Origin of the sequence: Streptomyces endophyticus (genome assembly GCF_035798155.1) — a bacterium.
In the GTDB taxonomy this organism is placed as follows: domain Bacteria; phylum Actinomycetota; class Actinomycetes; order Streptomycetales; family Streptomycetaceae; genus Streptomyces; species Streptomyces endophyticus.
Map to the genome: position 1 here is coordinate 147583 of NZ_JAOZYC010000013.1, position 24483 is coordinate 172065.

At 71.2% G+C, this 24483-nt stretch carries 23 protein-coding genes and 1 pseudogene; 9 read left to right on the forward strand and 15 right to left on the reverse strand.

Going from position 1 to position 24483, the window contains the following annotated elements; all coding sequences use genetic code 11:
• Window positions 1-45: 45 nt before the first annotated feature.
• Both OKJ99_RS04030 and OKJ99_RS04035 read left to right on the forward strand, forming a co-directional pair.
• A complete protein-coding gene (locus OKJ99_RS04030) occupies window positions 46-1521 on the forward strand; it encodes a purine-cytosine permease family protein (protein ID WP_326014322.1) in 1476 nt (491 codons plus the stop codon).
• Window positions 1518-2492, forward strand: coding sequence for a PfkB family carbohydrate kinase (locus OKJ99_RS04035; protein ID WP_326014323.1), 975 nt, complete (start codon window positions 1518-1520; stop codon window positions 2490-2492). The genes OKJ99_RS04030 and OKJ99_RS04035 overlap by 4 nt, the downstream gene beginning before the upstream one ends.
• A gap of 84 nt (window positions 2493-2576) precedes the next feature.
• Here OKJ99_RS04035 and OKJ99_RS04040 read toward each other — a convergent pair whose 3' ends face one another.
• The 6 genes from OKJ99_RS04040 to OKJ99_RS04065 form a co-directional block, all read right to left on the reverse strand.
• On the reverse strand, window positions 2577-3137 hold the full coding sequence (locus tag OKJ99_RS04040; protein ID WP_326014324.1) for an arginine repressor: 561 nt from the start codon (window positions 3135-3137) through the stop codon (window positions 2577-2579).
• 14 nt (window positions 3138-3151) lie between these two features.
• Window positions 3152-4303, reverse strand: a complete 1152-nt coding sequence (locus OKJ99_RS04045) for an acetylornithine transaminase (protein WP_326014350.1) — start codon at window positions 4301-4303, stop codon at window positions 3152-3154.
• Between the two features lie 41 nt (window positions 4304-4344).
• Window positions 4345-5319 (reverse strand): acetylglutamate kinase, encoded by a 975-nt coding sequence (gene argB / locus OKJ99_RS04050; protein WP_326014325.1) that lies wholly within the window; start codon window positions 5317-5319, stop codon window positions 4345-4347.
• Window positions 5316-6467 (reverse strand): bifunctional glutamate N-acetyltransferase/amino-acid acetyltransferase ArgJ, encoded by a 1152-nt coding sequence (argJ, locus tag OKJ99_RS04055; protein ID WP_326014326.1) that lies wholly within the window; start codon window positions 6465-6467, stop codon window positions 5316-5318. Before argJ ends, argB begins: the two co-directional genes overlap by 4 nt.
• Window positions 6464-7492: an N-acetyl-gamma-glutamyl-phosphate reductase gene (argC, locus tag OKJ99_RS04060; RefSeq protein WP_326014327.1), complete on the reverse strand. Its 1029-nt coding sequence runs from the start codon at window positions 7490-7492 to the stop codon at window positions 6464-6466. The genes argJ and argC overlap by 4 nt, the downstream gene beginning before the upstream one ends.
• A 102-nt stretch (window positions 7493-7594) precedes the next feature.
• Entirely contained in the window at window positions 7595-8815 is a 1221-nt protein-coding gene (locus tag OKJ99_RS04065; RefSeq protein ID WP_326014328.1) for a hypothetical protein, read from the reverse strand.
• Window positions 8816-8955: 140 nt separating this feature from the next.
• Between OKJ99_RS04065 and OKJ99_RS04070 the strand changes: the two genes are divergently transcribed.
• On the forward strand, window positions 8956-9948 hold the full coding sequence (locus OKJ99_RS04070) for an aldo/keto reductase (protein ID WP_326014329.1): 993 nt from the start codon (window positions 8956-8958) through the stop codon (window positions 9946-9948).
• 4 nt (window positions 9949-9952) lie between these two features.
• Window positions 9953-10780: an AAA family ATPase gene (locus OKJ99_RS04075; protein ID WP_326014330.1), complete on the forward strand. Its 828-nt coding sequence runs from the start codon at window positions 9953-9955 to the stop codon at window positions 10778-10780.
• Here the strand turns inward: OKJ99_RS04075 and OKJ99_RS04080 are convergent.
• The gene (locus OKJ99_RS04080) at window positions 10767-13280 is read right to left on the reverse strand and encodes an alpha-L-arabinofuranosidase C-terminal domain-containing protein (RefSeq protein ID WP_326014331.1); all 2514 of its coding nucleotides are present in this window, start codon (window positions 13278-13280) and stop codon (window positions 10767-10769) included. The two genes, OKJ99_RS04075 and OKJ99_RS04080, sit on opposite strands and share 14 nt — an antisense overlap.
• Window positions 13281-13399: 119 nt before the next feature.
• On the opposite strand from OKJ99_RS04080, the gene OKJ99_RS04085 reads away from it, so the two are divergent.
• Entirely contained in the window at window positions 13400-13867 is a 468-nt protein-coding gene (locus OKJ99_RS04085; RefSeq protein WP_326014332.1) for a DUF6314 family protein, read from the forward strand.
• On the opposite strand, the gene OKJ99_RS04090 is transcribed toward OKJ99_RS04085, so the two are convergent.
• The 3 genes from OKJ99_RS04090 to OKJ99_RS04100 form a co-directional block, all read right to left on the reverse strand.
• Window positions 13815-14393, reverse strand: a complete 579-nt coding sequence (locus tag OKJ99_RS04090) for a histidine phosphatase family protein (protein WP_326014333.1) — start codon at window positions 14391-14393, stop codon at window positions 13815-13817. The genes OKJ99_RS04085 and OKJ99_RS04090 overlap by 53 nt on opposite strands.
• Before the next feature lie 106 nt (window positions 14394-14499).
• A complete protein-coding gene (locus tag OKJ99_RS04095; RefSeq protein WP_326014334.1) occupies window positions 14500-14931 on the reverse strand; it encodes a GNAT family N-acetyltransferase in 432 nt (143 codons plus the stop codon).
• Between the two features lie 10 nt (window positions 14932-14941).
• On the reverse strand, window positions 14942-16411 hold the full coding sequence (locus OKJ99_RS04100) for an aminotransferase-like domain-containing protein (protein ID WP_326014335.1): 1470 nt from the start codon (window positions 16409-16411) through the stop codon (window positions 14942-14944).
• Between OKJ99_RS04100 and OKJ99_RS04105 the strand changes: the two genes are divergently transcribed.
• Both OKJ99_RS04105 and OKJ99_RS04110 read left to right on the forward strand, forming a co-directional pair.
• Window positions 16410-17363: a DMT family transporter gene (locus tag OKJ99_RS04105; RefSeq protein WP_326014336.1), complete on the forward strand. Its 954-nt coding sequence runs from the start codon at window positions 16410-16412 to the stop codon at window positions 17361-17363. The genes OKJ99_RS04100 and OKJ99_RS04105 overlap by 2 nt on opposite strands.
• A gap of 71 nt (window positions 17364-17434) precedes the next feature.
• Window positions 17435-17632 (forward strand): DUF1918 domain-containing protein, encoded by a 198-nt coding sequence (locus tag OKJ99_RS04110; RefSeq protein WP_326014337.1) that lies wholly within the window; start codon window positions 17435-17437, stop codon window positions 17630-17632.
• A gap of 17 nt (window positions 17633-17649) precedes the next feature.
• On the opposite strand, the pseudogene OKJ99_RS04115 reads toward OKJ99_RS04110, so the two are convergent.
• A pseudogene (locus OKJ99_RS04115) lies at window positions 17650-18887 on the reverse strand (glycoside hydrolase family 10 protein).
• Between the two features lie 187 nt (window positions 18888-19074).
• Between OKJ99_RS04115 and OKJ99_RS04120 the strand changes: the two are divergent.
• Window positions 19075-19935, forward strand: coding sequence for a 3-hydroxybutyryl-CoA dehydrogenase (locus OKJ99_RS04120; protein ID WP_326014338.1), 861 nt, complete (start codon window positions 19075-19077; stop codon window positions 19933-19935).
• Window positions 19936-20188: 253 nt separating this feature from the next.
• Window positions 20189-20386: a hypothetical protein gene (locus tag OKJ99_RS04125; protein ID WP_326014339.1), complete on the forward strand. Its 198-nt coding sequence runs from the start codon at window positions 20189-20191 to the stop codon at window positions 20384-20386.
• Window positions 20387-20398: 12 nt separating this feature from the next.
• On the opposite strand, the gene OKJ99_RS04130 is transcribed toward OKJ99_RS04125, so the two are convergent.
• The 4 genes from OKJ99_RS04130 to OKJ99_RS04145 form a co-directional block, all read right to left on the reverse strand.
• A complete protein-coding gene (locus OKJ99_RS04130; protein WP_326014340.1) occupies window positions 20399-20929 on the reverse strand; it encodes an NUDIX hydrolase in 531 nt (176 codons plus the stop codon).
• A 72-nt stretch (window positions 20930-21001) separates the two neighbouring features.
• Window positions 21002-22342 carry a tetratricopeptide repeat protein gene (locus tag OKJ99_RS04135; protein WP_326014341.1) on the reverse strand — a complete coding sequence of 447 codons (1341 nt, stop codon included), beginning with the start codon at window positions 22340-22342 and terminating at the stop codon, window positions 21002-21004.
• A 289-nt stretch (window positions 22343-22631) separates the two neighbouring features.
• Window positions 22632-23717 carry a PP2C family protein-serine/threonine phosphatase gene (locus tag OKJ99_RS04140; RefSeq protein WP_407700641.1) on the reverse strand — a complete coding sequence of 362 codons (1086 nt, stop codon included), beginning with the start codon at window positions 23715-23717 and terminating at the stop codon, window positions 22632-22634.
• A gap of 188 nt (window positions 23718-23905) precedes the next feature.
• Window positions 23906-24483: phenylalanine--tRNA ligase subunit beta-related protein (locus OKJ99_RS04145; RefSeq protein ID WP_456115180.1), on the reverse strand; the 578-nt coding region annotated here is incomplete at its 5' end.

Below are 24483 nucleotides of genomic sequence, written 5' to 3' on the forward strand. Positions count from 1 at the left end.
GGTCTTCACCCCGTCCGCACCGAGCTAGAGCAAGGAGGTTCCGCCATGGCCGATTCAACGAAGAACGACCGCGTCGGCGCCGTGGAGACCCGAGGGATCGAACCGGTCCCCGACAGCGAGCGGCACGGCCACGCGAGCCAGATGTTCTGGACGTGGTTCGCCGCCAACATCTCGATCCTCGGGCTGCCGCTCGGCGCGACGCTCGTCGCCTTCCGCGGCCTGAACATCTGGCAGGCCGTGATCGTCGCGGTCGTCGGCTCGGTGGGCTCCTTCGCGCTCGTCGGCGCGCTCAGCCTGGCCGGCAAGAAGGGCGGCGCGCCCGCACTGACGCTGTCGCGCGCGGTGTTCGGGCAGCGCGGCAACCACGGGCCCACGCTGATCAGCTGGCTCAGCCGGATCGGCTGGGAGACGATCACCACGACCACGGCGGCGTACGCGCTGCTCGCCCTGCTCAACACGCTCTTCGGGTTCGGCCGGGGCACCGTCCTCACCCTGATCTGCCTCCTCGTCTTCATCGCCTGCACGCTGCTGATCAGCGGGCTCGGGCACGCCACGATCATGTGGATCAACAAGTGGGCGACCGTCGCCTTCGGGATCCTGAACCTGGTCGTGATGGGCTTCCTCGTCGCGACCGTCGACTGGACGAAGGTCCTCGACGCCCCCGCGGGACCGCTCAGCGGTGTGATCGCGGGCATCGGCTTCATCGCCGCGGGCACCGGCATCGGCTGGGCCAACGCCGGTGCGGACTACGCCCGTTACCTGCCGCGGTCCATCCCGGGCGGCCGGCTCGTGCAGGCCTCCGCGTTCGGCGCGGGCATCCCGCTGGTGCTGATGATCTCGCTCGGCTCCCTGCTCACGGCGGGCGACTCTTCGCTCGCGACCTCCTCCGACCCGGTCTCGGCGATCAACGCGATGCTGCCGTCGTGGATGGCCGTGCCGTATCTGATCGCGGCGTTCGGCGGACTGCTGATGTCCAACCATCTGTCCACGTACTCGGCCGGGCTCACGATGATCACGCTCGGCCTGCGGGTGCCGCGGGCCTGGGCGGTCTGCGTGGATGTCGCCCTGATGTTCCTCGGCGGCGTCTACTTCATGCTGATCGCGGGCGACTTCTACGGCCCGTTCAGTACGTTCCTGACGCTGCTCGCCGTGCCGATCTCGGCGTGGATCGGCGTGATCGTCGTCGACATGGTCCGGGGCCGGAGTTACGACCCCGAGGGCGTGATGGACACCGGGCGCACCAGCCGCTACTGGTACACCGGCGGTTTCCATCTGCCCGCCGTCGCCGCCTGGGTGGTGGCGATCGTGGTCGGGCTGCTGTTCACCACGGCCTCGACCAGCGCGGACGACGTCTGGTTCAAGGGCCCGCTGGCCGGGTCCTGGCTCGGCGCCAACGGGCTCGGCTGGCTCGTCGCGATCGTCGTGGGCGGTGCGCTGTACGCGCTGCTCGGACGTCGTACGAAGGTGACCCTCGACTCCCCCGACACCGGTTCCGCCGCACTTGAGGAGGCCACGCGATGACCGCCGACCACCGTGTCGTTCTCGCCGGGAACGTCATCGCCGACCTCGTCATCGACGTTCCCGCGCTGCCCGAGCGCGGCGGCGACGTCATCGGCACCCGCACCGCGCTGTACGCGGGCGGCGGCTTCAACACGCTCACGGCCGCCCGTCGGCTGGGCGCCGAAGCCGTCTTCGCGGGGGTCCACGGCACCGGCCCCTACGGGGAGTTGGTGCGCTCGGCGCTCGCCGCGGAGGGCATCGGGACACTGCTTCCGGTGCGCGGCGACGGCGACACCGGGTTCTGTGTGGCGATGGTCGACGACGGCGGCGAGCGGACGTTCGTGACGAGCTTCGGCGTCGACTCCCGGATGACGCAGGACGAGGCGACGGCGATCGGCGCCGCCGTGCACGGCGGCGACCTCGTCCAGGTGTCCGGGTACGGCCTGGTCATGGAGGTCAACGGGCCGCTGCTCGCGAAGCTGGTGGCGGGCCTCCCCGACGACGTGCGGGTCTGTTTCGACCCGGCGCCGCTGGTGGCCGACATCCCGGCCGAGGTCCTCGATCCGGTCCTCGCCCGCACGGACTGGCTGAGCTGCAATGCGCGCGAGGCCGGGATCATGACCGGGGTCACCGATCCCCGGGAGGCGGCCGCCGCCTTGCGCGAGCGGCTCCGTGCCGGGGCCGGGGTGCTGGTGCGGGCCGACAAGGACGGCTGCTGGCTGGCTGCGCCGGGTGCGGGGGGCGTGGTGCATGTGCCCGGGTTCCCCGTGGACGCCGTGGACAGCAACGGGGCCGGGGACGCGCATGTCGGGGCGTTCCTGGCACTGCTCGGGCGGGGGTTGCCGGCGTTCGACGCGGCGCGGGCGGCCAACGCGGCCGCGGCGTTGGCGGTCACCCGGCGGGGTCCTGCCACGGCGCCGACCCTGCCGGAGCTGGTGACGTTCCTCGGGGCGGACGGCGCGGACGGGGCGCGGGCGGTGGGGCTGGGCTGAGGAGTCCCCCTCGCCCAGCCCGCCCCTGACGCCTCGGGGACCCGGACCCCGGACCCCGCTGCTCAAACGCCGCAGGGGCTGAAACTAGTGGTCGTTCTGCGCCACGCGGAGCATGTGGTCCGCAAGTGCCTGGCCGCCCGCCGGGTCGCGGCTGATCAGCATCACCGTGTCGTCTCCCGCGATCGTGCCGAGGATGACGTGCAGTTCGGCCTGGTCGATCGCCGAGGCGAGGAACTGGGCCGCGCCCGGAGGCGTACGCAGAACCACCAGATTCGCCGAGGCCTCCGCCGAGATGAGCAGTTCGCCGGCCAGGCGGCGCATCCGCTCCTCCTTGGCCGATTCGCCGAGCGGGGCCTGCGGGGTGCGGAAGCCGCCCTCGCTGGGCACGGCGTAGATCAGCTCACCACCGGTGTTGCGGATCTTGACCGCGCCCAGCTCGTCCAGGTCGCGGGAGAGCGTCGCCTGCGTGACCGTGAGCCCGTCGTCGGACAGCAGTTTCGCCAACTGGCTCTGGGAGCGCACCGGTTGACGGTTGAGGATGTCCACTATCCGGCGGTGCCGCGCGGCGCGGGTCTGCGGTACGGCCGACGCCGCGTGCGCCAGGTTCGTGGCCGCAGATACGTCTCTCTCCGCTTTGCTGCTCATCGTCGTCCCATTCCTCAGGCTCGTCCTTCGTCCTCGGCTGCCGTGTCCAGTACGGCGGGCAGCGCCGCGAGGAACGCGTCCGCCTCGGCGTCGCTCAGGTTCAGCGGCGGCATCAGCCGGACGACGTCGGGTGCGGGCGCGTTCACCAGGAGGCCCGCGTCCTGGGCCGCCTGCTGCACCTGCGGTGCGCGCGGCCCGGTGAGCACGATACCCAGCAGCAGTCCCTCGCCCCTGACATGGCCGATCAGCGGGTGTCCGAGGGCCTCGACGCCGGCCTTGAGGCGCTCGCCGACGGCCTTGGTGTTCTCCAGGAGTCCTTCGCCCGCGATCGTGTCGAGGACCGCGAGGCCCGCCGCGCAGGCGACCGGGTTGCCGCCGAACGTCGTGCCGTGCTGGCCCGGCTTGAGGAGCTTCGCCGTCTCGCCGAAGGCGATCGTCGCGCCCAGCGGGAGCCCGCCGCCGAGGCCCTTGGCGAGCGTGACGACGTCGGGCTCGATGCCCTCCTCCGCCTGGTACGCGAACCAGTGCCCGGTCCTGCCGACGCCCGTCTGCACCTCGTCGAGCACGAGCAGGGTGCCGGTGGCGCGGGTGATCTCGCGGGCCGCCTTGAGGTAGCCGGCGGGCGGCACCACGACGCCGTTCTCCCCCTGGATCGGCTCGATGATGACGAAGGCCGTCTCGTCGGTGACCGCTGCCCTGAGCGCGTCCACGTCCCCGTACGGGACGTGCGTGACGTCACCCGGCATCGGCGTGAAGCCGTCCTGCTTTCCGGGCTGTCCTGTCAGCGCGAGGGAGCCCATGGTGCGGCCGTGGAAGCCGCCGGTCGTGGCGACCATGTGCGTCCGGCCCGTGAGCCGGCCGATCTTGAACGCGCCCTCGTTGGCCTCGGCGCCCGAGTTGCAGAAGAAGACCGCGCCGTCCCGGCCGAAGAGCTGGAGCAGCCGCTCGGCGAGCGCGACCGGCGGTTCGGCGACGAAGAGGTTCGAGACGTGACCGAGGGAGGCGATCTGCGTGGAGACGGCCTCGACGACCGCCGGGTGGGCGTGACCGAGCGCGTTGACCGCGATGCCGCCGACGAAGTCCAGGTACTCCTTGCCGTCGGCGTCCCACAGCTTGGCGCCCGCGCCCTTGACGAGGGGCAGCCTCGGGGTGCCGTAGTTGTTCATCAGCGCGCCCTGCCAGCGTGCCGTCAACTCCTGGTTGGCAGTCACGAGTTGTTCTCCCCCTCTGTGTCGCCTTTTGTGTCGCCCTCTTTGTCGGCCATGACCATCGTGCCGATGCCTTCGTCGGTGAAGATCTCCAGCAGGATCGAGTGCTGGACCCGCCCGTCGATGACGCGGGCGGTGTGCACGCCGTTGCGCACGGCGTGCAGGCAGCCCTCCATCTTCGGGACCATGCCGCTCGCCAGCTCCGGGAGCAGCTTCTCGAGTTCGGTGGCGGTGAGCCGGCTGATGACCTCGTCTGAGTGGGGCCAGTCCTCGTAGAGGCCCTCGACGTCGGTCAGCACCATCAGCGTCTCGGCGTCCAGCGCAGCAGCGAGTGCCGCAGCCGCCGTATCAGCATTGACGTTGTAGACATGCGAGTCGTCCTGGGAACGGGCGATCGAGGAGACGACCGGGATCCGGCCGTCGGCGAGCAGGGCCTCGATGGCGCCGGTGTCGATCTCGGTGATCTCACCGACCCGGCCGATGTCGACCAGCTCGCCCTCGATGCGGGGCTGGTGCTTGGTGGCGGTGATGGTGTGCGCGTCCTCGCCGGTGATACCGACGGCGAGCGGTCCGTGCTGGTTGAGCAGGCCGACCAGCTCGCGCTGCACCTGCCCGGCGAGCACCATCCGTACGACGTCCATGGCGTCCTCGGTGGTGACCCGAAGGCCCGCCTTGAATTCGCTGACGATGCCGTGCCGGTCCAGCGCCTTGCTGATCTGCGGGCCGCCGCCGTGCACCACGACGGGCTTGAGCCCCGCGTGGTGCAGGAAGACGACGTCCTGCGCGAACGCGGCCTTCAGGTCGTCGTCGATCATGGCGTTTCCGCCGAACTTGATGACGACCGTCTTGCCGTTGTGCCGGGTCAGCCAGGGCAGCGCCTCGATGAGGATCTGGGCCTTGGGGAGCGCGGTGTGCTTGCGCGCGCCGGCCGCCTTGGTCGCCTTGGTCTCTTTCGTCTCTTCGGTCTCGCTCATGAGGAGTACGCGCTGTTCTCGTGGACGTAGTCGGCGGTCAGGTCGTTGGTCCAGATCGTCGCGGTCTCGGTGCCCGCGGCGAGGTCGGCGGTGACGACGACCTCCCGGTAGCGCATGTCCACCTTCTCGCGGTCCTCGCCGACCCCGCCGTTCTTGCAGACCCACACGCCGTTGATCGCGACGTTCAGCTCGTCCGGCTCGAAGGTCGCCTTCGTGGTGCCGATGGCGGAGAGGACGCGGCCCCAGTTGGGGTCCTCGCCGTGGATGGCGCACTTGAGGAGGTTGTTCCGGGCGATGGAGCGGCCCACCTCGACGGCCTCGTCCTCGCTCGCGGCGTTGATCACCTCGACCTTGATGTCCTTGCTGGCGCCCTCGGCGTCACCGATGAGCTGCCGACCCAGGTCGTCGCAGACGAGGCGGACGGCCTTCGCGAACTCCTCGTATCCCGGGGTGACTTCGGCGGCTCCGGAGGCGAGCAGCAGCACCGTGTCGTTCGTCGACATGCAGCCGTCGGAGTCGACCCGGTCGAAGGTGACGCGGGTGGCGTCGCGCAGCGCCTTGTCCAGGACCTCGCTGTCGAGCGCGGCGTCCGTGGTGAGGACGACCAGCATGGTGGCGAGGCCGGGGGCCAGCATGCCGGCGCCCTTCGCCATGCCGCCGACGGTCCAGCCGTGGCCCTCGTACACCGCGGTCTTGTGCACGCTGTCGGTGGTCTTGATGGCGATGGCGGCCTTCTCGCCGCCGTGCTCGGAGAGCTGGGACGCCGCCTTGTCCACGCCCGGCAGCACCTTGTCCATGGGCAGCAGCTCGCCGATGAGGCCGGTCGACGCGACGGCCACCTCACCCGCGCTCAGCTCCAGGGCCTCGGCGACCTTCTCGGCCGTCGCGTGCGTGTCCTGGAAGCCCTTGGGGCCGGTGCAGGCGTTGGCGCCACCGGAGTTGAGGACGACGGCGGAGACGAGGCCGCCCTTGAGGACCTGCTCGGACCAGAGGACCGGGGCGGCCTTGACGCGGTTGGAGGTGAACACGCCCGCGGCCGCCAGGCGGGGGCCGCGGTTGACCACGAGGGCCAGGTCCGGGTTCCCGCTGTCCTTGATTCCGGCGGCGATGCCCGCGGCCTGGAATCCCTTGGCTGCCGTCACACTCACGGCGCGACTCCGATCGTCGAGAGCCCGGTGGTCTCGTCGAGACCGAGGGCGATGTTCATGGATTGGACGGCACCGCCGGCGGTGCCCTTGGTCAGGTTGTCGATCGCGCTGATGACGATGACGCGGCCCGCGGCGGCGTCGTACGCGACCTGGATCTGCGCCGCGTTCGACCCGTACACGGCGGCTGTCTGCGGCCACTGTCCCTCGGGCAGCACGTTGACGAACGGCTCGTCGCCGTACGCCTTCTCGTACGCGGCCCGCACCTGGTCGGCGGTGACGCCGGGCTTCGCCTTGGCGCTGCACGTGGCGAGGATGCCGCGGGGCATCGGCGCGAGCGTCGGCGTGAAGGAGACGGAGACCCGCTCCCCCGCCGCGGCGCTGAAGTTCTGGATCATCTCGGGGGTGTGTCGGTGACCGCCGCCCACCCCGTACGGCGACATGTTCCCCATGACCTCGCTGCCGAGCAGGTGCGGCTTGGCCGCCTTGCCCGCGCCCGAGGTGCCGGAGGAGGCGACGATCACGGCCTCGCTCTCCACGAGCCCCGCCGCGTACGCGGGGACGAGGGCGAGCGAGACGGCCGTCGGGTAGCAACCGGGCACCGCGATGCGCTTGGACCCCTCCAGCGCGGCACGGCCACCCGGCAGTTCGGGAAGGCCGTAGGGCCACGTGCCGGCGTGCGGGGAGCCGTAGAACGTCTCCCAGTCGGCGGCGTCCTTCAGCCGGAAGTCGGCGCCCATGTCGACGACGAGGACGTCCGGGCCGAGCTGCTCGGCGACGGCGGCGGACTGCCCGTGCGGCAGCGCCAGGAAGACGACATCGTGCCCCGCGAGCACCTCCGTCGTGGTCTCCTGGAGGACTCGGTCGGCGAGCGGGAAGAGGTGCGGCTGGAGCGCGCCCAGGTGCTGCCCCGCGTTCGAGTTGCCCGTCAGGGCGCCGATCTCCACCTCGGGGTGGGCGAGCAGCAGGCGCAGCACTTCGCCGCCCGCATATCCACTCGCTCCCGCCACTGCTGCGCGTACCGCCATGGAACCCTCCTCTTGGATGGCATGACTATACGTCGCTGTGCACGTTTATGCAACGAGTGGTGTGCTCGACGCCGATGGGCCATGGGAGGCGGCCCAGGCCGCTCAGCCGCGCTCCAGGCGTACGACGACGGGCGCGCCGAACGGGTCGCCGCTCTGCATGACCTCCACCTTCCCGGCGCCTATCCATTCGTCGGTGCCCGGGACCCGGTGGATCTCCTTCAGCCACAGCCCCTGGTTCGAGGCCTTGCGGGCGCCGGTCGACAGGGGCAGTCGCTGGCGTTTGATCTTCACGCAGCGGTTGTCGTCGGTCAGGTACCAGTTGCCGTCGAGGAAGAGGCCGCCCTTTTCCTGGCCGACCGGGAGTCGCAGCTCGCACTGACCGGGAGCGGGCTTCTGGTCGACCCACTTCGCGCCGTCCCGGCGCAGCCGGATGTCCTGCTCCTCCGGTTCGGGCTCGCCCTCGCCGTGGTTGAAGGAGTTGCCGCCGTACGCGCGCACCTCCCCGCCTTCGAGTGCGACGACCCGACCCAGGCCCGCGGTGGGCTCGGGCGGGGTCGGCTCCTCGAAGTGGGCCTGCGGCGTGTCCACCGGCTTCCATGACGTGCCGTCCCAGTGTGTGGAGGCGGGCTGGGGGTACGGCTCGCCGTGCACCGTCTCGGTGCCGGGCCCGGTGGAGCGATTGCCGACCGCCCAGACGTCGTCAGGTCCCGCGACGGCCAGATCGGCCACCTTGTACGGGAGCCGGGTCGTGGTCCAGCGCCTGCCGTCCCAGTGTGCGACGGCCTGTTCACCGGCGAGCGTCCAGATGTCGTCGGGGGACGCGGCGTCGAGGTCGGCTGCCGAACCGGGCGGTGGGTTCGACACCGGGGACCAGCGGGTGCCGTCCCACTGGGCCCACTTGACCGCCTGTGGGTCCTCCTGCGGGACGCCTTCCTGGCGCGGCACCGACCGCATCCACAGGGCCTTGTCGCCGACCTCTTCGAGCATCGGCGGGTAGCTCGCACCGTCGCCGAGCGCCTCGGGGAGGGGTTCGCGGCTCCACCGCTCGCCGTCGTAGTGAAGGAGCAGGGACGAGTAGCTGCCGTCGTTCTCCGCGCCGGCCGCCCAGATGTCGTCCTCGGCGAGGACCGCGACGTCGGTCAGCTCGCCGTTGAAGTCCGCGATGTGCTCGAACTTCCAGGAGAGTTCCGCCTTTTGGGCCTTGGACGGGGCCGGTTTCCTCGCCTGCCCGCCGGGCGCCGCGCACCCCGCCACGGTGAGCAAGGAGGCCACGAAAGCGGCGCACACCGCCGTCCCTCCGCACCGGATCCGCGCTGCGCTCATAACCGCTCCCCCTCGTAACCCGCCGGCGTACCCGGCGCGCGGGCAGCGTACCCATAGGCGCATCGCTTGCCCTGGAGTGCGCTCCAGGTCATACCGTCGAGCGCATACGGCACCGGCACCATCACAGGAGGCAGCACCCCATGTCGAACCTTCCCACTCGCCGCCTGGGCGCGCTCACCGTCTCCGCGCAGGGCCTCGGCTGCATGGGCATGAGCCACGGCTTCGGCCCGTCCGACGACGAGCAGTCGATCGGCACGATCCACCGCGCCCTCGACCTCGGTGTCACCCTGCTCGACACCTCGGACTTCTACGGAAGCGGGCACAACGAGGAGCTGATCGGCCGCGCCCTCGCCGCTCCGGGGCGCCGCGAACAGGCCGTCCTTGCCACGAAGTTCGGCTTCGCCAACAAGCTCGGCGAGCCCGTCGAGATCCGCGGCGACGCGGCCTACGTGCGCCAGGCCTGCGAGGCCTCGCTGCGCCGGCTCGGCGTCGACCACATCGACCTGTACTACCTGCACCGCGTCGACCGCGACGTGCCCATCGAGGAGACCGTGGGCGCCATGGCGGAGCTGGTGAAGGAGGGCAAGGTGCGCCACCTCGGCCTCTCGGAGGCGGGCGCGGACACGCTGCGCAAGGCGTGTGCGACGCACCCCATCGCGGCGCTGCAGAGCGAGTTCTCGCTGTGGACGCGCGACCTGGAGGCGGAGATCCTGCCGGTGTGCCGGGAGCTGGGCATCGGGCTCGTCCCGTTCTCGCCGCTGGGGCGCGGCTTCCTCACCGGGGCCTACAAGTCGACGGAGCAGTTCCAGGAGGGCGATCTGCGCCGCTCCCAGCCGCGCTTCACGGACGGGAACCTGGAGCGCAATCTCGCGATCGTCGCCCGCCTGGAGGAGCTGGCGGCCCAGAAGGGCGTCACGGCGGGCCAGTTGGCGCTCGCCTGGGTGCAGCACCAGGGCGACGACGTGGTGCCGATCCCCGGCACGCGCCGCCAGAAGTACCTGGAGGAGAACCTCAAGGCCGCCACTCTGGAGCTCTCGGCGGACGACCTGGCCGCGATCGACGCGGCGGCCCCGGCGGGCGAGGTGGCCGGTGACCGCTACGACGCGGGCAGCATGAAGTTCGTGAACGGCTGAGCGCGTGCGGCACGTTCTGTGGCTGGGCGGCGCGCCCGGCGCCGGCAAGTCGACGGTCGCCGAGCGCCTCGCCCGGCGGTACGGCCTGCGCCGCTACCACGCCGACACCCGCACGTGGGCGCACCGCGACCGGGCGCTCGCCGCGCATCACGAGGCGGCCGTCCGCTTCGAGACGCTGCCGCCCGACGAGCGCTGGGCAAGACCCGTAGACGAGTTGCTCGCGATGTCCCTGCACCGCGCGCGTGGCCCGATGGTCGTCGACGACGTACGGGCTCTGCCCTCGGCGCCGCTGACGGTGGCCGAGGGCACGACGATGACGCCTGCTGTCGCCCGAGCCCTCCCCGGCCGGGCCGCACTGTGGCTGCTGCCGACCCCCGAGCTGCTCGAAAAGCGGCTCGCGGAACGGGAGTTGGGCCCCGGCCCGCTGGCCCTGTACCGCCGCCTCGCCCTGGAGATCGAGGACGAGGTACGGGAGTCCGGCGCGCCCTTCCTGACCGTCGACGGCACCACGGACACCACGGAGGAGGTCGCCCGCCGCTGGGCGCACCCGCTCGCCGAGGGGCCGCACGCCGAGGGACCCGCCGAGCGCCGCGCCCTGCTCCGCGAGGCCAACGAGGCCGCGGTCGCCCAGGTCGCCGGGTACTTCGGCCGCCCCTGGGCGGACGGGGAGCCCGGCGACCGGGAGCTCGCGTTCTCCTGCGAGTGCGCGGCCCCCGGCTGTACCGCGAAGGTGACGCGCGCGGCGACGAGGATCCCGGCCGCCCCTGTCATTGCCGCCGGGCACCGCGCGCGCCCCTTCGCCCAGGGACCGGAAGGGATCAGCCCTTCTTGATCCTCAGGAACGTCACCGAGTTCCCCGGAAACGTGTACGTGAACCTGTCGGCGACTCCGTCGAATCTCGACGTCACCGGCTTCACGGGCCGGTCGGTCGCCGTGTTCTCGGCGTCGGGCGCCGCGGTCAGCGTCGTCACCGTGGCCGAGTCCGCGACGTCGGCGCCGCCGAGGTCGACCTTCGTACGGGCCGCGGACTCCTGCGCGTTGACGACCTTGACGATCAGGTCGCCGGTGGCCTTGTCGCGGGTGACGACCTGGCGGAACGGCTCGGCCGGCTTGTCGTCCTTGAAGGAGCCCCACTCCTGACCGTCGAGGTACAGGGTCACCTGACGGCCCCGGACCTTGATGTCGATGTCGTAGGCGCGGCCGGTCTCGATCGATCCGGCCTTGGACAGAAGCGTCGACTTGCCGCCGTTCACGGCCTGTTCGACGGCGGACTGCGTGTTGTTCCAGCCGCCCAGGTTCCACCAGTAGTAGTTCCCGGTGTCCTTGACGCCGAAGGCAACCAGGAAGCCCTCCTTACCGGACTTCTTGGTGGCCTTCACGTGCAGGTCGTAGTTCTGCCAGCTCGGGTCGCCCGCCGTGACCAGGGTGTTCTCGGCGGCCGCGTCGGACTGCACGTACTGCCCGTCCTGGACGCTCCAGCTCCCGCTGCCCGTGCCGGTCCACTGCGCCGCGTCACCGCTGAAGTCGTCGCTCAGCAGCGTCTTCCCGTCGGCACCGGTGACCTTCACGTCGTCGTACGCGGCGCTGGTGGCCCATGTCGACAGGCCCACGGCGCCGGTGATCGGCTCCAGGGTCGACGGGGTGGCGGTGGCACTGGACGGAACCACCCGGTCGCCGACGTTGCGCATGAAGAGCTTCTGCACCTCGTAGTCGGCCGAACCCCACGACTTCTGGTCGTTGAACCAGATCATGTCGGGCTTCCACTGCACGGTGTCGGTGCGGGCGAACAGCGGGGCGTACGAGGCGAGTTTCACGACGTCCGCGTTGCGTTCGAGGCCCGTCATGTAGGCGGCCTCGGACATGGCGTTGGACCACTGGTTGCCGAGCGAGGCGTACTCGCCGAGGAAGACCTTGGGGCCCTGCCGGTCGTAGGAGTCGTAGCGCTCGTTGTTCTGGAGGAACCACCGCGTGCTGTTGTAATAGTGCTCGTCGACCATGTCGACCTTCGCGTCCTTGTTGAGCTTCCAGGCCGTGTCGAAGGTCGTACCGCTGTCGTCGGGGCCGGAGTTGGAGATGATCGTGACGTCGGGGTGCTCGGCCTCGATGGCGGCGCGGAACTGCTTGAAGCGCGCGAAGAACTCGTTCGGCAGGTTCTCCTCGTTGCCGACTTCGAGGTGCGTCAGGTGGAAGGGCTTCGGGTGGCCCATCTCGGCGCGGAGCTTGCCCCACTTGGTGCTCGTCGGCCCGTTGGCGAACTCGATCAGGTCGAGCGTGTCCTGGATGTGCCGCTTCAGAAGCGCGTCGTCGTCGGTGGCCTTGTTCTGGCCGCAGCCGGTGACGAGGGCCGGGACGACGGGCAGCGGCATCGCACCGACGTCCTCGGCGAACTGGAAGTACTCGTAGTAGCCGAGCCCGTAACTCTGGTTGTAGCCCCAGAAGTTCGCGTTGGTGGCGCGCTGCTCGACCGGGCCGACCGTGTCCTTCCACTGGTACGAACGCTTGCGCTCGTAGCCGGAGGCCTCGTCGTACCCCTTCATGGAGCCGGTGTTCACCAGGCAGCCACCGGGGAAGCGCACGAATCCGGGCTTGAGGTCCGCGACCTTCTCCGCCAGGTCCTTACGCAGACCGTTCTTCCTGCCCTTGTAGGTGTCGCGCGGGAACAGCGACACCATGTCGAGCGCGGTGTCCTTCGTGGTGGCGACGGTGAGGCGGCCCGTCGTGGTGTCCTGGCTCGGCGTGAACGTCGCCCGGTACTGGGCCCAGCCGCCGCGCGTCCGGATCTTGCGGGGCGTGGCGAGTGCGCCGTCGGCGTCGCCGAGGGTCGCGGTGACCTCGGAGTCGCCGCGCGCCCAGACCGAGAAGTCGTACGCCTCGCCCTTCTTGAGGGTGTAGCCCGTGCCGTAGCCGGAGTTGGTGGCGCTCGCGCCGGCGGCCAGGGAGAGGTAGTTACGGTTACGGGCATGGAGCCGACCGTCGTCGTCGACGACCTTCGCCGTGCCGTTCGTCTTCCAGGCGGTGAGCGGGGTGTAGCCGTTGTTGTCGGCGGTGGAGTATTCGAAGGACCGGTTCTGTACGAGTTCGGCGTAGAGCCCGCCGTCGGCGGCCCGGTTGATGTCCTCGAAGAAGACGCCGTACATCGTGTCGTCGATGGCCGCGCCCGAGCGGTTCGGGTCGACGGTGACGGAGTAGTCGGTGGCATCGGCCACCGCGCCTCCGTCGCCCGCGCCACCCGCGTCCGCGGCCGATGACGGCAGCACCGCCGTGCCCACCAGCAGGGATCCCACCGCGGCCCCGAGCCCGAGTCTCCAGCGCCTGCGTCGTCCACGTGTCATGCGCACTCCCTACCCTTACGTTCGGTATTTCGTACGACGTCCTAAACTGCGAACGGCAAGATAGGAAGCAGCGGTACGCGCGTCAACGGTTCGCGCAGAGGTGAGCGGGAGTGGTGTGCGTGAGCGGCGAACTCTGGCCGGTTTCCGACGTCTTGGCGTTCCTGGCAGGGCGCTGGCGGGTCGAGCGGACGGTGCGGGATCTCGCGGCGGACGTGACGGGGACGTTCACCGGGACGACCGCCTTCACGGCCGAGGGGGACGGCCTGCTGCACTTCGAGTCGGGGACGTTCGAGTGGCACGGGGTCGCCCGGCCCGCCGAGCGCACGCTCCGCTACCTGCCGGGCGAGGACCCCGGTACCGCCGTCGTGCGCTTCTCCGACGGGCGCTTCTTCCACGACCTGGACCTGCGCACGGGCCACCACGTCGCCGACCACCCGTGCTCGGCCGACCTCTACCGGGGCGAGTTCACCGTGTCCGGCGCGGACCGGTGGCGGACCGTGTGGCGCGTCAAGGGGCCCGCCAAGGATCTGCTGCTCACGACGGAGTACCGCCGAGCCGCAGATTCCAGCGGCCCTGGTGCCCGGTGACGACCGCCGTCGACAGCGGTCGCGCGTCGATGTTCCAGTACGTCGACGGGGGCGCCTTCAGCGCGTAGACGAGCGCCGCGCGGACCACGGACGGCTCGGCGATCGCGACCATACGGGTGCCGTCCTCGGTGGGCCGGGTGTCCAGCCAGTCGCCTATCCGGCCGATGAAGGCGAGCAGTGACTCCCCGCCGTGCGGCGCCGACCGGGGATCGCCGAGCCAGTGCTCCACGGCTGCCGGTTCCACGGCCGCGACCTCGGTGAGCGTGCGTCCGCGCCAACGGCCCATGTCGCAGTCCCGCAGCGCGGGTTGGGCGAGCGGGGAGAGGCCCAGGGCGTCGCCGGTCGCGCGACTGCGGGGGGTGGGTGAGCAGTAGCGCAGCTCGGCCGCGGCGAGCTGCGCGAGGAGCGGGGCGGCGTGTTGCACTCCGTGCCAGCCGGTGGTGTCCAGCGGGCGGTCGTCGTCGAAGCGTTCGTCGAGCAGGGTGGAGCTGCGTGCGGCGGCGACGAGCGTCACGGTCAGCTGCATCGCTTGATCGTGTACTCGGGGGTAGCCGGGGTCAAGGTCCCGGGGCTCTGCCCCGGACCCCGCTGGCTCTCGTCCACAGAGCGGGGCTTGATGTGCCGGAACCGCTCTAGGAGAAGTACAGCGCCATCCACCGCTCCGGGTGTTCCAGGGGCTTGAAGCCCACCTCCTCGTACACCCCGTGCGCGTCCTGGGTCGCCAGGAGGACGCGGCGGATGCCGAGTGGCTCCAGGTGGTCGCGGATCGCGGTCACCATCGCCTTGCCGATGCCCTTGCCGCGTACCGAGCGGTCCACGTACACGTCGCAGAGCCAGGCGAACGTGGCCGCGTCCGTGACCACGCGCGCGTAGGCGACCTGTTCGCCCGAGGCCGCGTCGTACACACCGAAGTTGAGGGATCCGGCGAGCGCCTTGTCCTGCTGGGCGCGCGGGCGGCCGAGTGCCCAGTACGCGTCCTCGGAGAGCCATGCGTGGACGCGGTCCGTGTCGATGCGCGCGGGGTCGGTGGATATCGCGTAGCCGTCGGGCAGGGAGCTGGTCATACGGGGATCCTCACAGGTCGGACGCGTGCGCGTCGAGCGGATTCGGGGGCAGGAGCTCCGCGCAGGCCGTCTTCAGGCGCCGTACGCCCTCGGTGATCTCGGCGGTCGCCGCGACGCCCACGAAGCTCAGGCGGATGTGCGGGGCCGGGGGTTCGGCCGAGAAGTACGGGCGGCCGGGGGCGACCGCGACGCCCGCGCGCAGGGCGCCCGCGACCAGGGCCGTCTCGTCGCTGCCCTCCGGCAGGCGCAGCCACAGGTGGTAGCCGCCGGCCGGGATGTGCGTGAGGTCGAGCGCGGGGAGGTCCGTGGTGATCGCGGCCGCCAGGATGTCGCGGCGGGACCTCAACTCCCCCGCCAGGGTGCGCAGATGGCGCGGCCAGGCCGGGGATCCGACGAGTTCGAGCGTGGCCTCCTGGAGGGGGCGCGGGACGAAGAGGTGGTCGACGACCTGGATCGCGCGCAGCCGTTCCAGGACGGGGCCGCGGGCGGCGAGGCAGCCGATGCGCAGGCTCGGCGACGTCGCCTTGGTGAGCGAGCAGACGTGCACGACGACGCCGTCGGGATCGTCGGACGCGAGGGGCCGGGGCAGCGGCCCCGCGTCCTCGTGGACGAGCCGGCGCACGAAGTCGTCCTCGACGATGAACGCCCCGGCCTCCCGCGCGATCCGCAGCACCTCGGGGCGCCGGTCCGGGAAGAGCACCGCCCCCGTCGGGTTCTGGAACAGCGGCTGGCACACGAAGAGCCTGGCGCCTGTCGCCCTGAAGGCCTGCGCGAGGAGTTCGGGACGCACGCCGTCCCGGTCCACCGGCACCGGCACGGGCCGCAGCCCCGCCGCCCGCGCGATCGCCAACATGCCCGGATACGTGGGCGATTCGACGAGGACGGGGGCGCCCGGCGGCGCGAGCGCGCGCAGCGCGGTGGTGAGCGCCGACTGCCCGCCGAACGTGATCAGCACGTCCGAGGCGGACACCGCCCCGCCGATGCCGCGCGCGAACCACTCTCGCAGTTCGGGGAGTCCGTCGACGGGCGGCTTGGCCCAGGCCCCGGGGCGTCGTCCGGCGCGCGCGAGGGCGGCGGACATGGCGGCGCCCGGTTGCAGTACCGGGTGCAGATAGCCGGTGTTGAGCTCGATGACGCCGGGTGGCGGCGGCGAGAGCGTCACCAGGACGCCCGCCGCGTCGACCGCGCGCGGCACGACCTCCGTCGCGGCGTCGGCGCTCAGCGCGACCTCCTGCCAGGAGGTGTCGCCGACGGGCCCGGCCGAGGCCCGCGCCTCGGCCCGGTAGGCGCCGGCGCCGGGGCGGGTGACGACGAGGCCCTCGGCGGCGAGCTGGGCGAGCGCGCGGGAGACCGTCACCGGGCTCACCTTGAAGCGGTCGACGAGGGTGCGGCTCGACGGCAGCTTTTCACCTGGTGAGTAGCGGTTCAGCTCGGATCGGAGCTGTTTCGCCAGTTCACCTACGCTGCTACTCTGTTGCATGAGAGCACAGAATAGCGCTATCGAGCGGGAGCGGGTAGCACTTGCCGAGCGGCCGATCGCCGCGGCCGCCCCGCTCACGCCCCAGGACCGGCCGGGCAGGCTCGCCGGAACCGTGCTCGCCGCCATCGGCGTCACGTCCTTCTCGCTCACCTTCCCCGCCACGGTCTGGGGCCTCGAAGGCTTCGGCCCCTACTCCCTGATCAGCGTGCGCTGCGTCCTGGCCGCGCTCGTCGCGGGCGCCTGTCTGCTGGTCCTGCGCGTCCGCGTTCCCGAGCGGCGGCACTGGGCGGGCCTCGCCGTCGTCGCCGCCGGAGTGGTGGTCGGCTTCCCGCTGCTCACCACGCTCGCCCTGGAGACCGCGACGACCGCGCACTCCGCGGTGGTGGTCGGCCTGCTGCCGCTGACGACCGCCGTCTTCTCGTCGATACGCACCGGCTCCCGGCCCTCGCGCACGTTCTGGATCGCCGCGTGCGTGGGCGCGGCCGCGGTCATCGCGTTCACCGTGCAGCAGAGCGGCGGCGCCCTCACCCGGGCCGACCTGCTCCTGTTCGGGGCGCTGCTGATCTGCGCGGCGGGCTACACCGAGGGCGGCCGGCTCGCGTCCGTGCTGCCGGGCTGGCAGGTCATCGCGTGGGCGCTCGTGCTGTGCCTGCCCCTCGCCGTGGCGGGCGCGGCGATCTCCCTCCCGTACGAGCCCGTGCACCTGACCGGGCACGCCGTGGCCGGGCTGCTGTGGGTGGCGGTCGGCTCGCAGTTCCTCGGTCTGATCGTCTGGTACAAGGGCATGGCACTGATCGGCATCCCGAGGGCGAGCCAACTCCAGCTCGCACAACCGCTGTTGACCCTCGTCTGGTCGGTCGCCCTGCTCGGCGAGGCGCTGCCGGTCGCGGCGCCGCTCACCGCGGCGGCGGTCCTGCTGTGCATCGCGGCGACCCAACGCGCACGCGGCTGAGACGGGTCCCAACCGCCGCGTACCGCCGTACACTTGGCGCAACGTACGGCACGTAGAGGAGGTCGCTCCTGATGCGCGCAACCGTAGGGGACCAGCTGCTGGTGCACGGCCGGATCGTCGGGCAGCACGACCGGGTGGCACAGATCGTCGAAGTGCTCGGGACGGACGGCGATCCGCCGTTCCGGGTGCGGTTCGAGGACGGCCACGAGGCGATCATGTCGCCGGGGCCCGACGCGGTCGTGCGGCACGGCACCGCGAAGAAGCCCTGAGTCAGGAGTGCCCTGAGTCAGGAGTAGTGGTCCGCGACCACGCGGGCCATCGCGCCGTTCCTGTCCTGCCCGACCTCCTTGGCCGAGAAGAAGACGTGCCCGCGCACCTCCGGAAAGCGGTCCGCGAACGTGAGGTGCCGGGACAGCTCGGCCGGGTCCTGCCATGCGGCGGGCTGCGCCGGGTCGCCCGCCTTGTAGAGCGCCTCGCCTATGTAGAGGCGCACGCCCGTGCCCCGTACGACCTGGGCCCACCACGGCACGAGCTTCGCGTAGTCGGCCGCCGCGAACCCGATGTTCCAGTACACCTGCGGCACCACGTAGTCGATCCACCGCTCGCGCACCCACTTACGGGTGTCCGCGTGCAGGTCGTCGTAGGTCTGCACACCGGCCGTGGTGTCCGAACCCCGCGGATCGGTCGCCCTGTTGCGCCACACCCCGAAGGGGCTGATGCCGAACCGGGCCCGCGGCCTGGTCTTCTTGATGCGCGCCGCCATCTCCCGGATCAGCCGGTCGATGTTGTCGCGCCGCCAGGCCGCCCGGTCCGGGAAGCCACCGCCGTACGTCGCGTAGGCCGCGTCGTCGTCGAAGGTCTGTCCCGCGACGGGGTACGGGTAGAAGTAGTCGTCGAAGTGCACGGCGTCGACGGCGTACTTCTCGACCGCGTCCAGCATCGCGTCCACGACGAAGCGGCGGACCTCCGGCAGCCCGGGGTTGTAGTAGAGCTTGCCGCCGTAGGGGACGACCCTTCCCCAAGCTCTCGAACAGCCTCGAGCAGGGGAGACCCCATTGGGTGCAGCCGAGCCGGATGGGTGGGGATCAGGCGGCTCGGGTCCGTGTGGTTGGCGATCCGGTACGGATTGCACCAGGCGTGCAGCTCCAGGCCGCGCGCGTGCGCCTCGGCCACCGCCGTGCCCAGCGGGTCCCAGCCCGGGTCCTGCCCCTGCGTCCCGGTGAGGACGGCGGACCACGGTTCGTGAGCGGAGGGCCACAGGGCGTCCGCGGTCGGCCGGATCTGGAAGATCACGGTGTTGAGCCGGCGGCGAACGGCCGTGTCCAGGTGCGCGATCAGCTCGGCGCGCTGCTCGGCGGGGCTCAGACCCGCCCGCGAGGGCCAGTCCCGGTTGGCCACCGTAGCCAGCCACATGCCCCGCAGCTCCCGCCGCACCGGGGCCGAGGCGGCGGCGTCCGCCGCCGTCACCGCGGTCAGTGCGAGGGCCGCGCCGAGCGTGAAACCGCGCCGCGAAATACGTGAGATACGTCCCATAGGTTCCCCCCAACCTCGTGTGACACGGTGTTGACCGCATGAACAGCCGTTAACCCGGGCTCCACCCCACTCATGTCTACGGGGTAACGTGCGGATCCGGAAGCCCCCGGCTGGACACTGTGCCCCTGGCACCGGTGATCCCCGGACGAAGAGCGAAAGGCACGAGGTGACGGACCCCTTGAGTGACATCCAACGCGTCGGCGTGGTGGGTTGCGGCCAGATGGGCGCCGGAATCGCGGAGGTCTGCGCCCGTGCGGGACTCGACGTGAAGGTGGCCGAAACCACCGGCGAGGCCCTGGAGTACGGCCGCACCCGGCTGCTCAGCTCCCTCGCGAAGGCGGCCTCGCGCGGCAAGATCACCGAGGAGGAGCTGGCCGAGACGCAGGAGCGCCTCACCTTCACGACGGACCTCGGCGAGTTCTCCGACCGTGACCTCGTCATCGAGGCGGTCGTCGAGAACGAGCAGGTGAAGACGGAGATCTTCCAGGTCCTCGACCAGGTCGTGACCCGGACCGACGCGATCCTCGCGTCGAACACCTCCTCCATCCCGCTGGTGAAGCTGGCCGTGGCGACGTCCCGCCCGGACCACGTGGTCGGCATCCACTTCTTCAACCCGGCTCCGGTGCAGAAGCTCGTCGAGCTGATCCCGGCGCTCACCACGTCCGAGGGCACGATCAGCCGCGCCCAGGTCATGGTGGAGAAGACCCTCGGCAAGCACGCGATCCGCGCCCAGGACCGCTCGGGCTTCGTGGTGAACGCGCTGCTCGTGCCGTACCTGCTCTCCTCCATCCGGATGTTCGAGTCGGGCATCGCGAGCCGCGAGGACATCGACAACGGCATGGAACTCGGCTGCGCCCACCCGATGGGCCCGCTCAAGCTCTCCGACCTGATCGGCCTCGACACCATCGTCTCCATCGCGGACTCGATGTACGACGAGTACAAGGAGCCGCTGTACGCCGCTCCCCCGCTGCTCCAGCGGATGGTCGACGCGGGCCGGCTCGGTCGCAAGAGCGGTTCGGGCTTCTACACCTACGCCTGACCACGCAGCGTAATCCGCGAGTGGGCCCGGTGCTCTTCGGAGCACCGGGCCCACTGCGTTCGCACGGGGAGTGCGCAACTGACCCGCATATGCCTTTCGCACACGCTCCCGCCGCGTCCACCAGGCGAGTTGACTTCCGGTGGTGCATCAGTGACGACACAACTGATGCCACGATCAAGGAAGGAGCGTTTTCGTGACCACCGACCCGGATAATCCCGTGGTCCCTGAAGAACTCGCAGAGTTACGACGGGTCTTGGAGGTCCAACTGGCCCGCATCGACGGTCAACTGGCCCTGCACACACACCGCGACGACCAGACCGCCAAGGATCAGGACGACCTCGGCACCCGGCTCAGCGCACTCGAGAACGCCCGCTGGCCGCTGCCCACGGTGGCCGCGCTGACCTCGGCCGGCGCGCTGGCCATCGCGGTGTGGCAGGCCCTCGGCCACTAGCCCCGAAGGGCGCTAGCCGAGGTTGAGGTGGTGCAGGAGAAGTAGTGCGGCCGCCATGTTGGCGGCCGGGACCTCTCCGCGAGCGATCATGTCGGGGACGAGTTTGAGCGGGACCCATTCCCTGCGGTCCGACTCGAAGTCGTCCTGGGGGTGACCGATGTACGTTCCCTCGTCGGTCCAGTAGATGTGGTGCCGGGCGTCCGTGAGGCCGTTGGACGGTTCGACGCTCATCAGGTGCCGCAGCGGTCCCGGCCGCCAGCCGGTCTCTTCCTCCAACTCCCTTGCCGCCGCGTACGCGATGTCCTCCCCGTCCTCGACGACACCCGCGGCGAGTTCCCAGCCCCAGCTGTCGGTGATGAAGCGGTGCCGCCACAACAGAAGCACTTCGTGCGCCTCATTGACGATCGTGGCCACGGCCACGGCGCGCAGGCGTATCACGAAGTGGTCGAGGTGCCGGCCGTCGGGTAGAGCGACGTCTGCCAGGTTGACGCTGAACCATCGGTTTGCATACACAGTTTGTTCGTTCTTTTTCGTCCACTGCACGGTTCTGCCACCTTCCGTCGAGGTGATGGCAATATCGCAGCAGTGACAAACGCGGGGTCCCCGCGCAAAGGCTCACAGTGGCACGCGCAGCGCTCCGTCGATGAGCTCGGCGGCCTCGGCCGTACCTGCGCATCCGCTGCGCACAAGGTGTTCGCGGACGGCCCGGAGTCTGTCTCGCAGGCGCTGCGACTCCATGCCGCGAGCGGTCTCGGCCATTTCCACGGCGGTGGCCACGGCCTGTTCCGCGTTCCCCTGTCTGAGCTGGATCTGGCTGAGCACGGCGAGCCGGTGCACACGCCCCCGATCGTGCGCCGGGGTGTGCACCGCCTCCTGCGCGTGCTCCTTGGCGGCCGCGTAGTCCCCGAGGCTCAACAGGGCCTCCGCCACCTGTACGTTGACGAATCCCGGCTGCACGTAACCCGTCTCGTCCGGCTCGTGCCCGCGCCGGATGCGATCGGCGGCGGACTCGGCACGCCGGATGCACTCCAGGGCACTCGTACCGTCACCGAGGTGCGCGTACGCCTTCGCCTGCATCGCGTACAGGTCCGAGGCGAGCGCGGGCGAGATGTGCCGCCCGGCGGCCCGCAGCGCGGCCTCCGCGAAGGCGACCGCCTGCCGGTGATCGCGCATGTGCAGCGACTGGTTGACGAGCAGCGCGATGACGTAGGCCCCAAGTCCCCTGTCCGCGCTGGCCTTCGCGAGCCGCAGCGCCTGGTGGAAGTAGCGCTGCGCGAGTCCGTGCGCGTCGGAGTCGTACGCGCAGATGCCCGCGATGGCCACCAAGCCGCCGGTGGCGCGGTGCAGTTGGCGCCCGGTGTCGTCGGTGTAGCTGCCGCGCAGCAGCGGCGCCGCCTCGGCGTTGAGGAAGCCGACGATCCGGCTGCGCGTCGCGATGCCGCCCGCCTTGCGGTACATCTGCTCGTAGTGGGCGCGGGCCGAGCGCATCATCTCCAGGTCGGCGACGCTGACCGGGTGGCGGCCGCCGCGCGAGACGTCGTTGTCCTCGGGCGGGTTCTCCCACTCCCACACGGGCATCACGGCCGGGGTGCCGGTGACGGCGGGGGCGTCCAGGATGTGCCGGCGCTGCTGCTGGTCGGAGCGCCACAGAGCGGTGGCCCGCTCCACGAAGCCGGACAGCGTCGTCACGTGCGCGGTGGGGGGCTCGCAGGAGACGCCGAGGCCGATGTCGTCGAGGGTGACGTGCCGCTGCAGCCGCGCCGCCAGCACCTCGCAGATCAGGTCGGGCACCTGGCCGCGCGGCCGCTGGCCCTTCAGCCAGCGGGCGACCGCGGTGTGTTCGTAGCGGAGGGCGAGGCCGCGCGCCTTGCCCCCCTGGTTCACATGGGCCGCGAGTCCCGCATGGGAGATCCCGGCCTCGTCGAGAATCGCGTCGAGCAGGGTGTTGGGCTGCATCGAGAGCCTCCGTTGCCCTTCATTGGCCCGGTGCCGCCAGCCTAGTCGAGGGGCCTTCACACGGGGTGTGATCGGAATGCCCAAGTCCGTGACGTGTGCGCGCTGTTGTGGCTGGTTGGGACCCGCTTGACTGAATTGCCTCGCAAGAGGCCGGCCGGGCCGTCGGCTCCCCCTCGTACAGCGCGACGGCCCGAATCCCGCGTCGTTCGCCCGCTCGCCTGCCCGACACACTCCGCGGCGGGCGGACGACGCGGCCCCCGGCCTCGTACGGCCCTGAACAGCGGGCGGTTCAGAGCACCTTGTGGGCAGTGCGCACGACGGGTCCGGCGTGCTGGGCGGGCACCCGGCTCCGGTCGTTGCGCAGCACGAGCAGCGCGGCGTCGTCACCGAGCCGGCCGCCGACGTGGCACAGGAGGCGGCTGTAGACGGCGTGAATGACGGCCTGCGGCGTGATGGGGCGGCCCCGCACGGCCCCGTCGAGCGTGGACCGCAGCGGGAAGAACCGGCCGTGGTGATCACGGGCGTCCTCTATGCCGTCGGTGTGCAGCAGGAGCCCCTCGCCGGGCCGGATCCGCCCGCAGCGCACGGGCGCCAGCTCGGCGGGCAGCGGGAACGGGCCGAGCGGGGGCATCGGATCGCCGCCGCTCATCGGCTCCACGCAGCGCACGGCGCCGGGACGCAGCAGATACGGCCACGGGTGACCGCAGTTGAGGGCGTGCACCGCGCCGTCCCGCCGGATCTCCAGGAGCAGCACCGTCACGAACTCCTCCGCGATCGGGTTCTCCGGCTCCCCTCCGCAGGCGGAGGGATGCTCGTCCCGGGCGCGCTGGCGCAGATGGCGGGCGTGCGCGCGCTCCAACCGCCGCATCAGCGGCCCGAGTTCGTCCTCGTCGTGCGCGGCCTCGCGAAAGCTGCCGAGGACGGCGCCGACCGTGCCCAGCGCGGCGATCCCGTGCCCTCGTACGTCTCCCATGACCACGCGGACGCCGTGATCGGTGGCGACGACGTCGTACAGGTCGCCGCCGACGCTGGCGGCGCGGTCGGCGGAGAGCTGTCCCGCGGCGAGCACGAGGCCGTCGAGCCGGGGCGGCAGCGGGCGCAGCAGCGCGGACTGCGCGGCGTCCGCGACGGCCCGCGTCTCGCTCAACTCCCGCATCAGGATGTGGCGTACACGCAATATCAGCCCGGTGCCTACGGCGAAGAAGACGGCGCTGGTCGCGATCCGCGCGCCGACGCCGTCCAGCTGGGCGAACGGGCAGACGAACTTGTACGTCATGGCGACCGCGCCCCACACGGTCGGCAGGCCCAGCATCAACGTGCGCCGAGCCCGCCTCGGTTCGAGTCCTGTGGGCGCCTTGGTCTTGATACGGATCATGCCGACGGCCCCCTAGGCCACTACAGCGCGCTCGCCGGTCGGCCCGGCGACCGCAATGATTCTGTCGAGCGCCTGCCCGTTCGGGGCCCGATCATCGAGAATCCTCACCCGAATGAGTGAGGGGTGCACCCGGTCTCCCGGATACACCCCTCAAATGCGGCTGCGCGCGCCGTCACGCGCCGGTGTCGTTACGCGCCGCGCAGCACCGCGCCCGTGCGCTCGGCGGCGAGCGCCACCGCGGCGTCACGAGCGGCCGACGCCTCGTCGGCCTTCAACGTGCGGTCGCCGGCCCGGAAGCAGAGCGCGTAGGCGAGCGACTTCTTGTCGGCGCCGAGCTGCTCCGCGTTCTCGTACACGTCGAACAGCCGGATGGACTCGAGGAGTTCACCGGCGCCCTCGCGCAGCGCCTTCTCGACCTCGGCGGCCGGGACCGTCTTGTCGACGATCAGCGCGACGTCCTGCGTGGCGACGGGGAACGTGGAGATCCGCGGCGCCTCGAGCATGCCGGTGCCGGCCCGCTCCAGGACGTCGAGGTCCAGCTCCATCGCGCAGGTGCGCTCGGGCAGGCTCAGCGCCTTGACGACGCGCGGGTGCAGCTCACCGGCGTGGCCGACGAGCGTCTCCGTGCCGTCGATGTCGACGTACAGGGCGGCGCAGCGGCCGGGGTGCCACGGCTCGTGCCGGTCGGCACGGACCGTGAGCTCCGCGTGCGCCTCGCGGGCGAGGATGCGCGCGGCCTCGATGGCGTCGGCCCAGTCGGCCGGAC

Coding starts and splice junctions, on each gene's coding strand:
- OKJ99_RS04030 (WP_326014322.1), top strand. CDS start 46: ATGGCCGATTCAACGAAGAACGACCGCGTCGGCGCCGTGGAGACCCGA.
- OKJ99_RS04035 (WP_326014323.1), top strand. CDS start 1,518: ATGACCGCCGACCACCGTGTCGTTCTCGCCGGGAACGTCATCGCCGAC.
- OKJ99_RS04040 (WP_326014324.1), bottom strand. CDS start 3,137: ATGAGCAGCAAAGCGGAGAGAGACGTATCTGCGGCCACGAACCTGGCG.
- OKJ99_RS04045 (WP_326014350.1), bottom strand. CDS start 4,303: ATGAACAACTACGGCACCCCGAGGCTGCCCCTCGTCAAGGGCGCGGGC.
- argB (WP_326014325.1), bottom strand. CDS start 5,319: ATGAGCGAGACCGAAGAGACGAAAGAGACCAAGGCGACCAAGGCGGCC.
- argC (WP_326014327.1), bottom strand. CDS start 7,492: ATGGCGGTACGCGCAGCAGTGGCGGGAGCGAGTGGATATGCGGGCGGC.
- OKJ99_RS04065 (WP_326014328.1), bottom strand. CDS start 8,815: ATGAGCGCAGCGCGGATCCGGTGCGGAGGGACGGCGGTGTGCGCCGCT.
- OKJ99_RS04070 (WP_326014329.1), top strand. CDS start 8,956: ATGTCGAACCTTCCCACTCGCCGCCTGGGCGCGCTCACCGTCTCCGCG.
- OKJ99_RS04080 (WP_326014331.1), bottom strand. CDS start 13,280: ATGACACGTGGACGACGCAGGCGCTGGAGACTCGGGCTCGGGGCCGCG.
- OKJ99_RS04090 (WP_326014333.1), bottom strand. CDS start 14,393: ATGCAGCTGACCGTGACGCTCGTCGCCGCCGCACGCAGCTCCACCCTG.
- OKJ99_RS04095 (WP_326014334.1), bottom strand. CDS start 14,931: ATGACCAGCTCCCTGCCCGACGGCTACGCGATATCCACCGACCCCGCG.
- OKJ99_RS04105 (WP_326014336.1), top strand. CDS start 16,410: ATGAGAGCACAGAATAGCGCTATCGAGCGGGAGCGGGTAGCACTTGCC.
- OKJ99_RS04100 (WP_326014335.1), bottom strand. CDS start 16,411: ATGCAACAGAGTAGCAGCGTAGGTGAACTGGCGAAACAGCTCCGATCC.
- OKJ99_RS04110 (WP_326014337.1), top strand. CDS start 17,435: ATGCGCGCAACCGTAGGGGACCAGCTGCTGGTGCACGGCCGGATCGTC.
- OKJ99_RS04135 (WP_326014341.1), bottom strand. CDS start 22,342: ATGCAGCCCAACACCCTGCTCGACGCGATTCTCGACGAGGCCGGGATC.
- OKJ99_RS04140 (WP_407700641.1), bottom strand. CDS start 23,717: ATGATCCGTATCAAGACCAAGGCGCCCACAGGACTCGAACCGAGGCGG.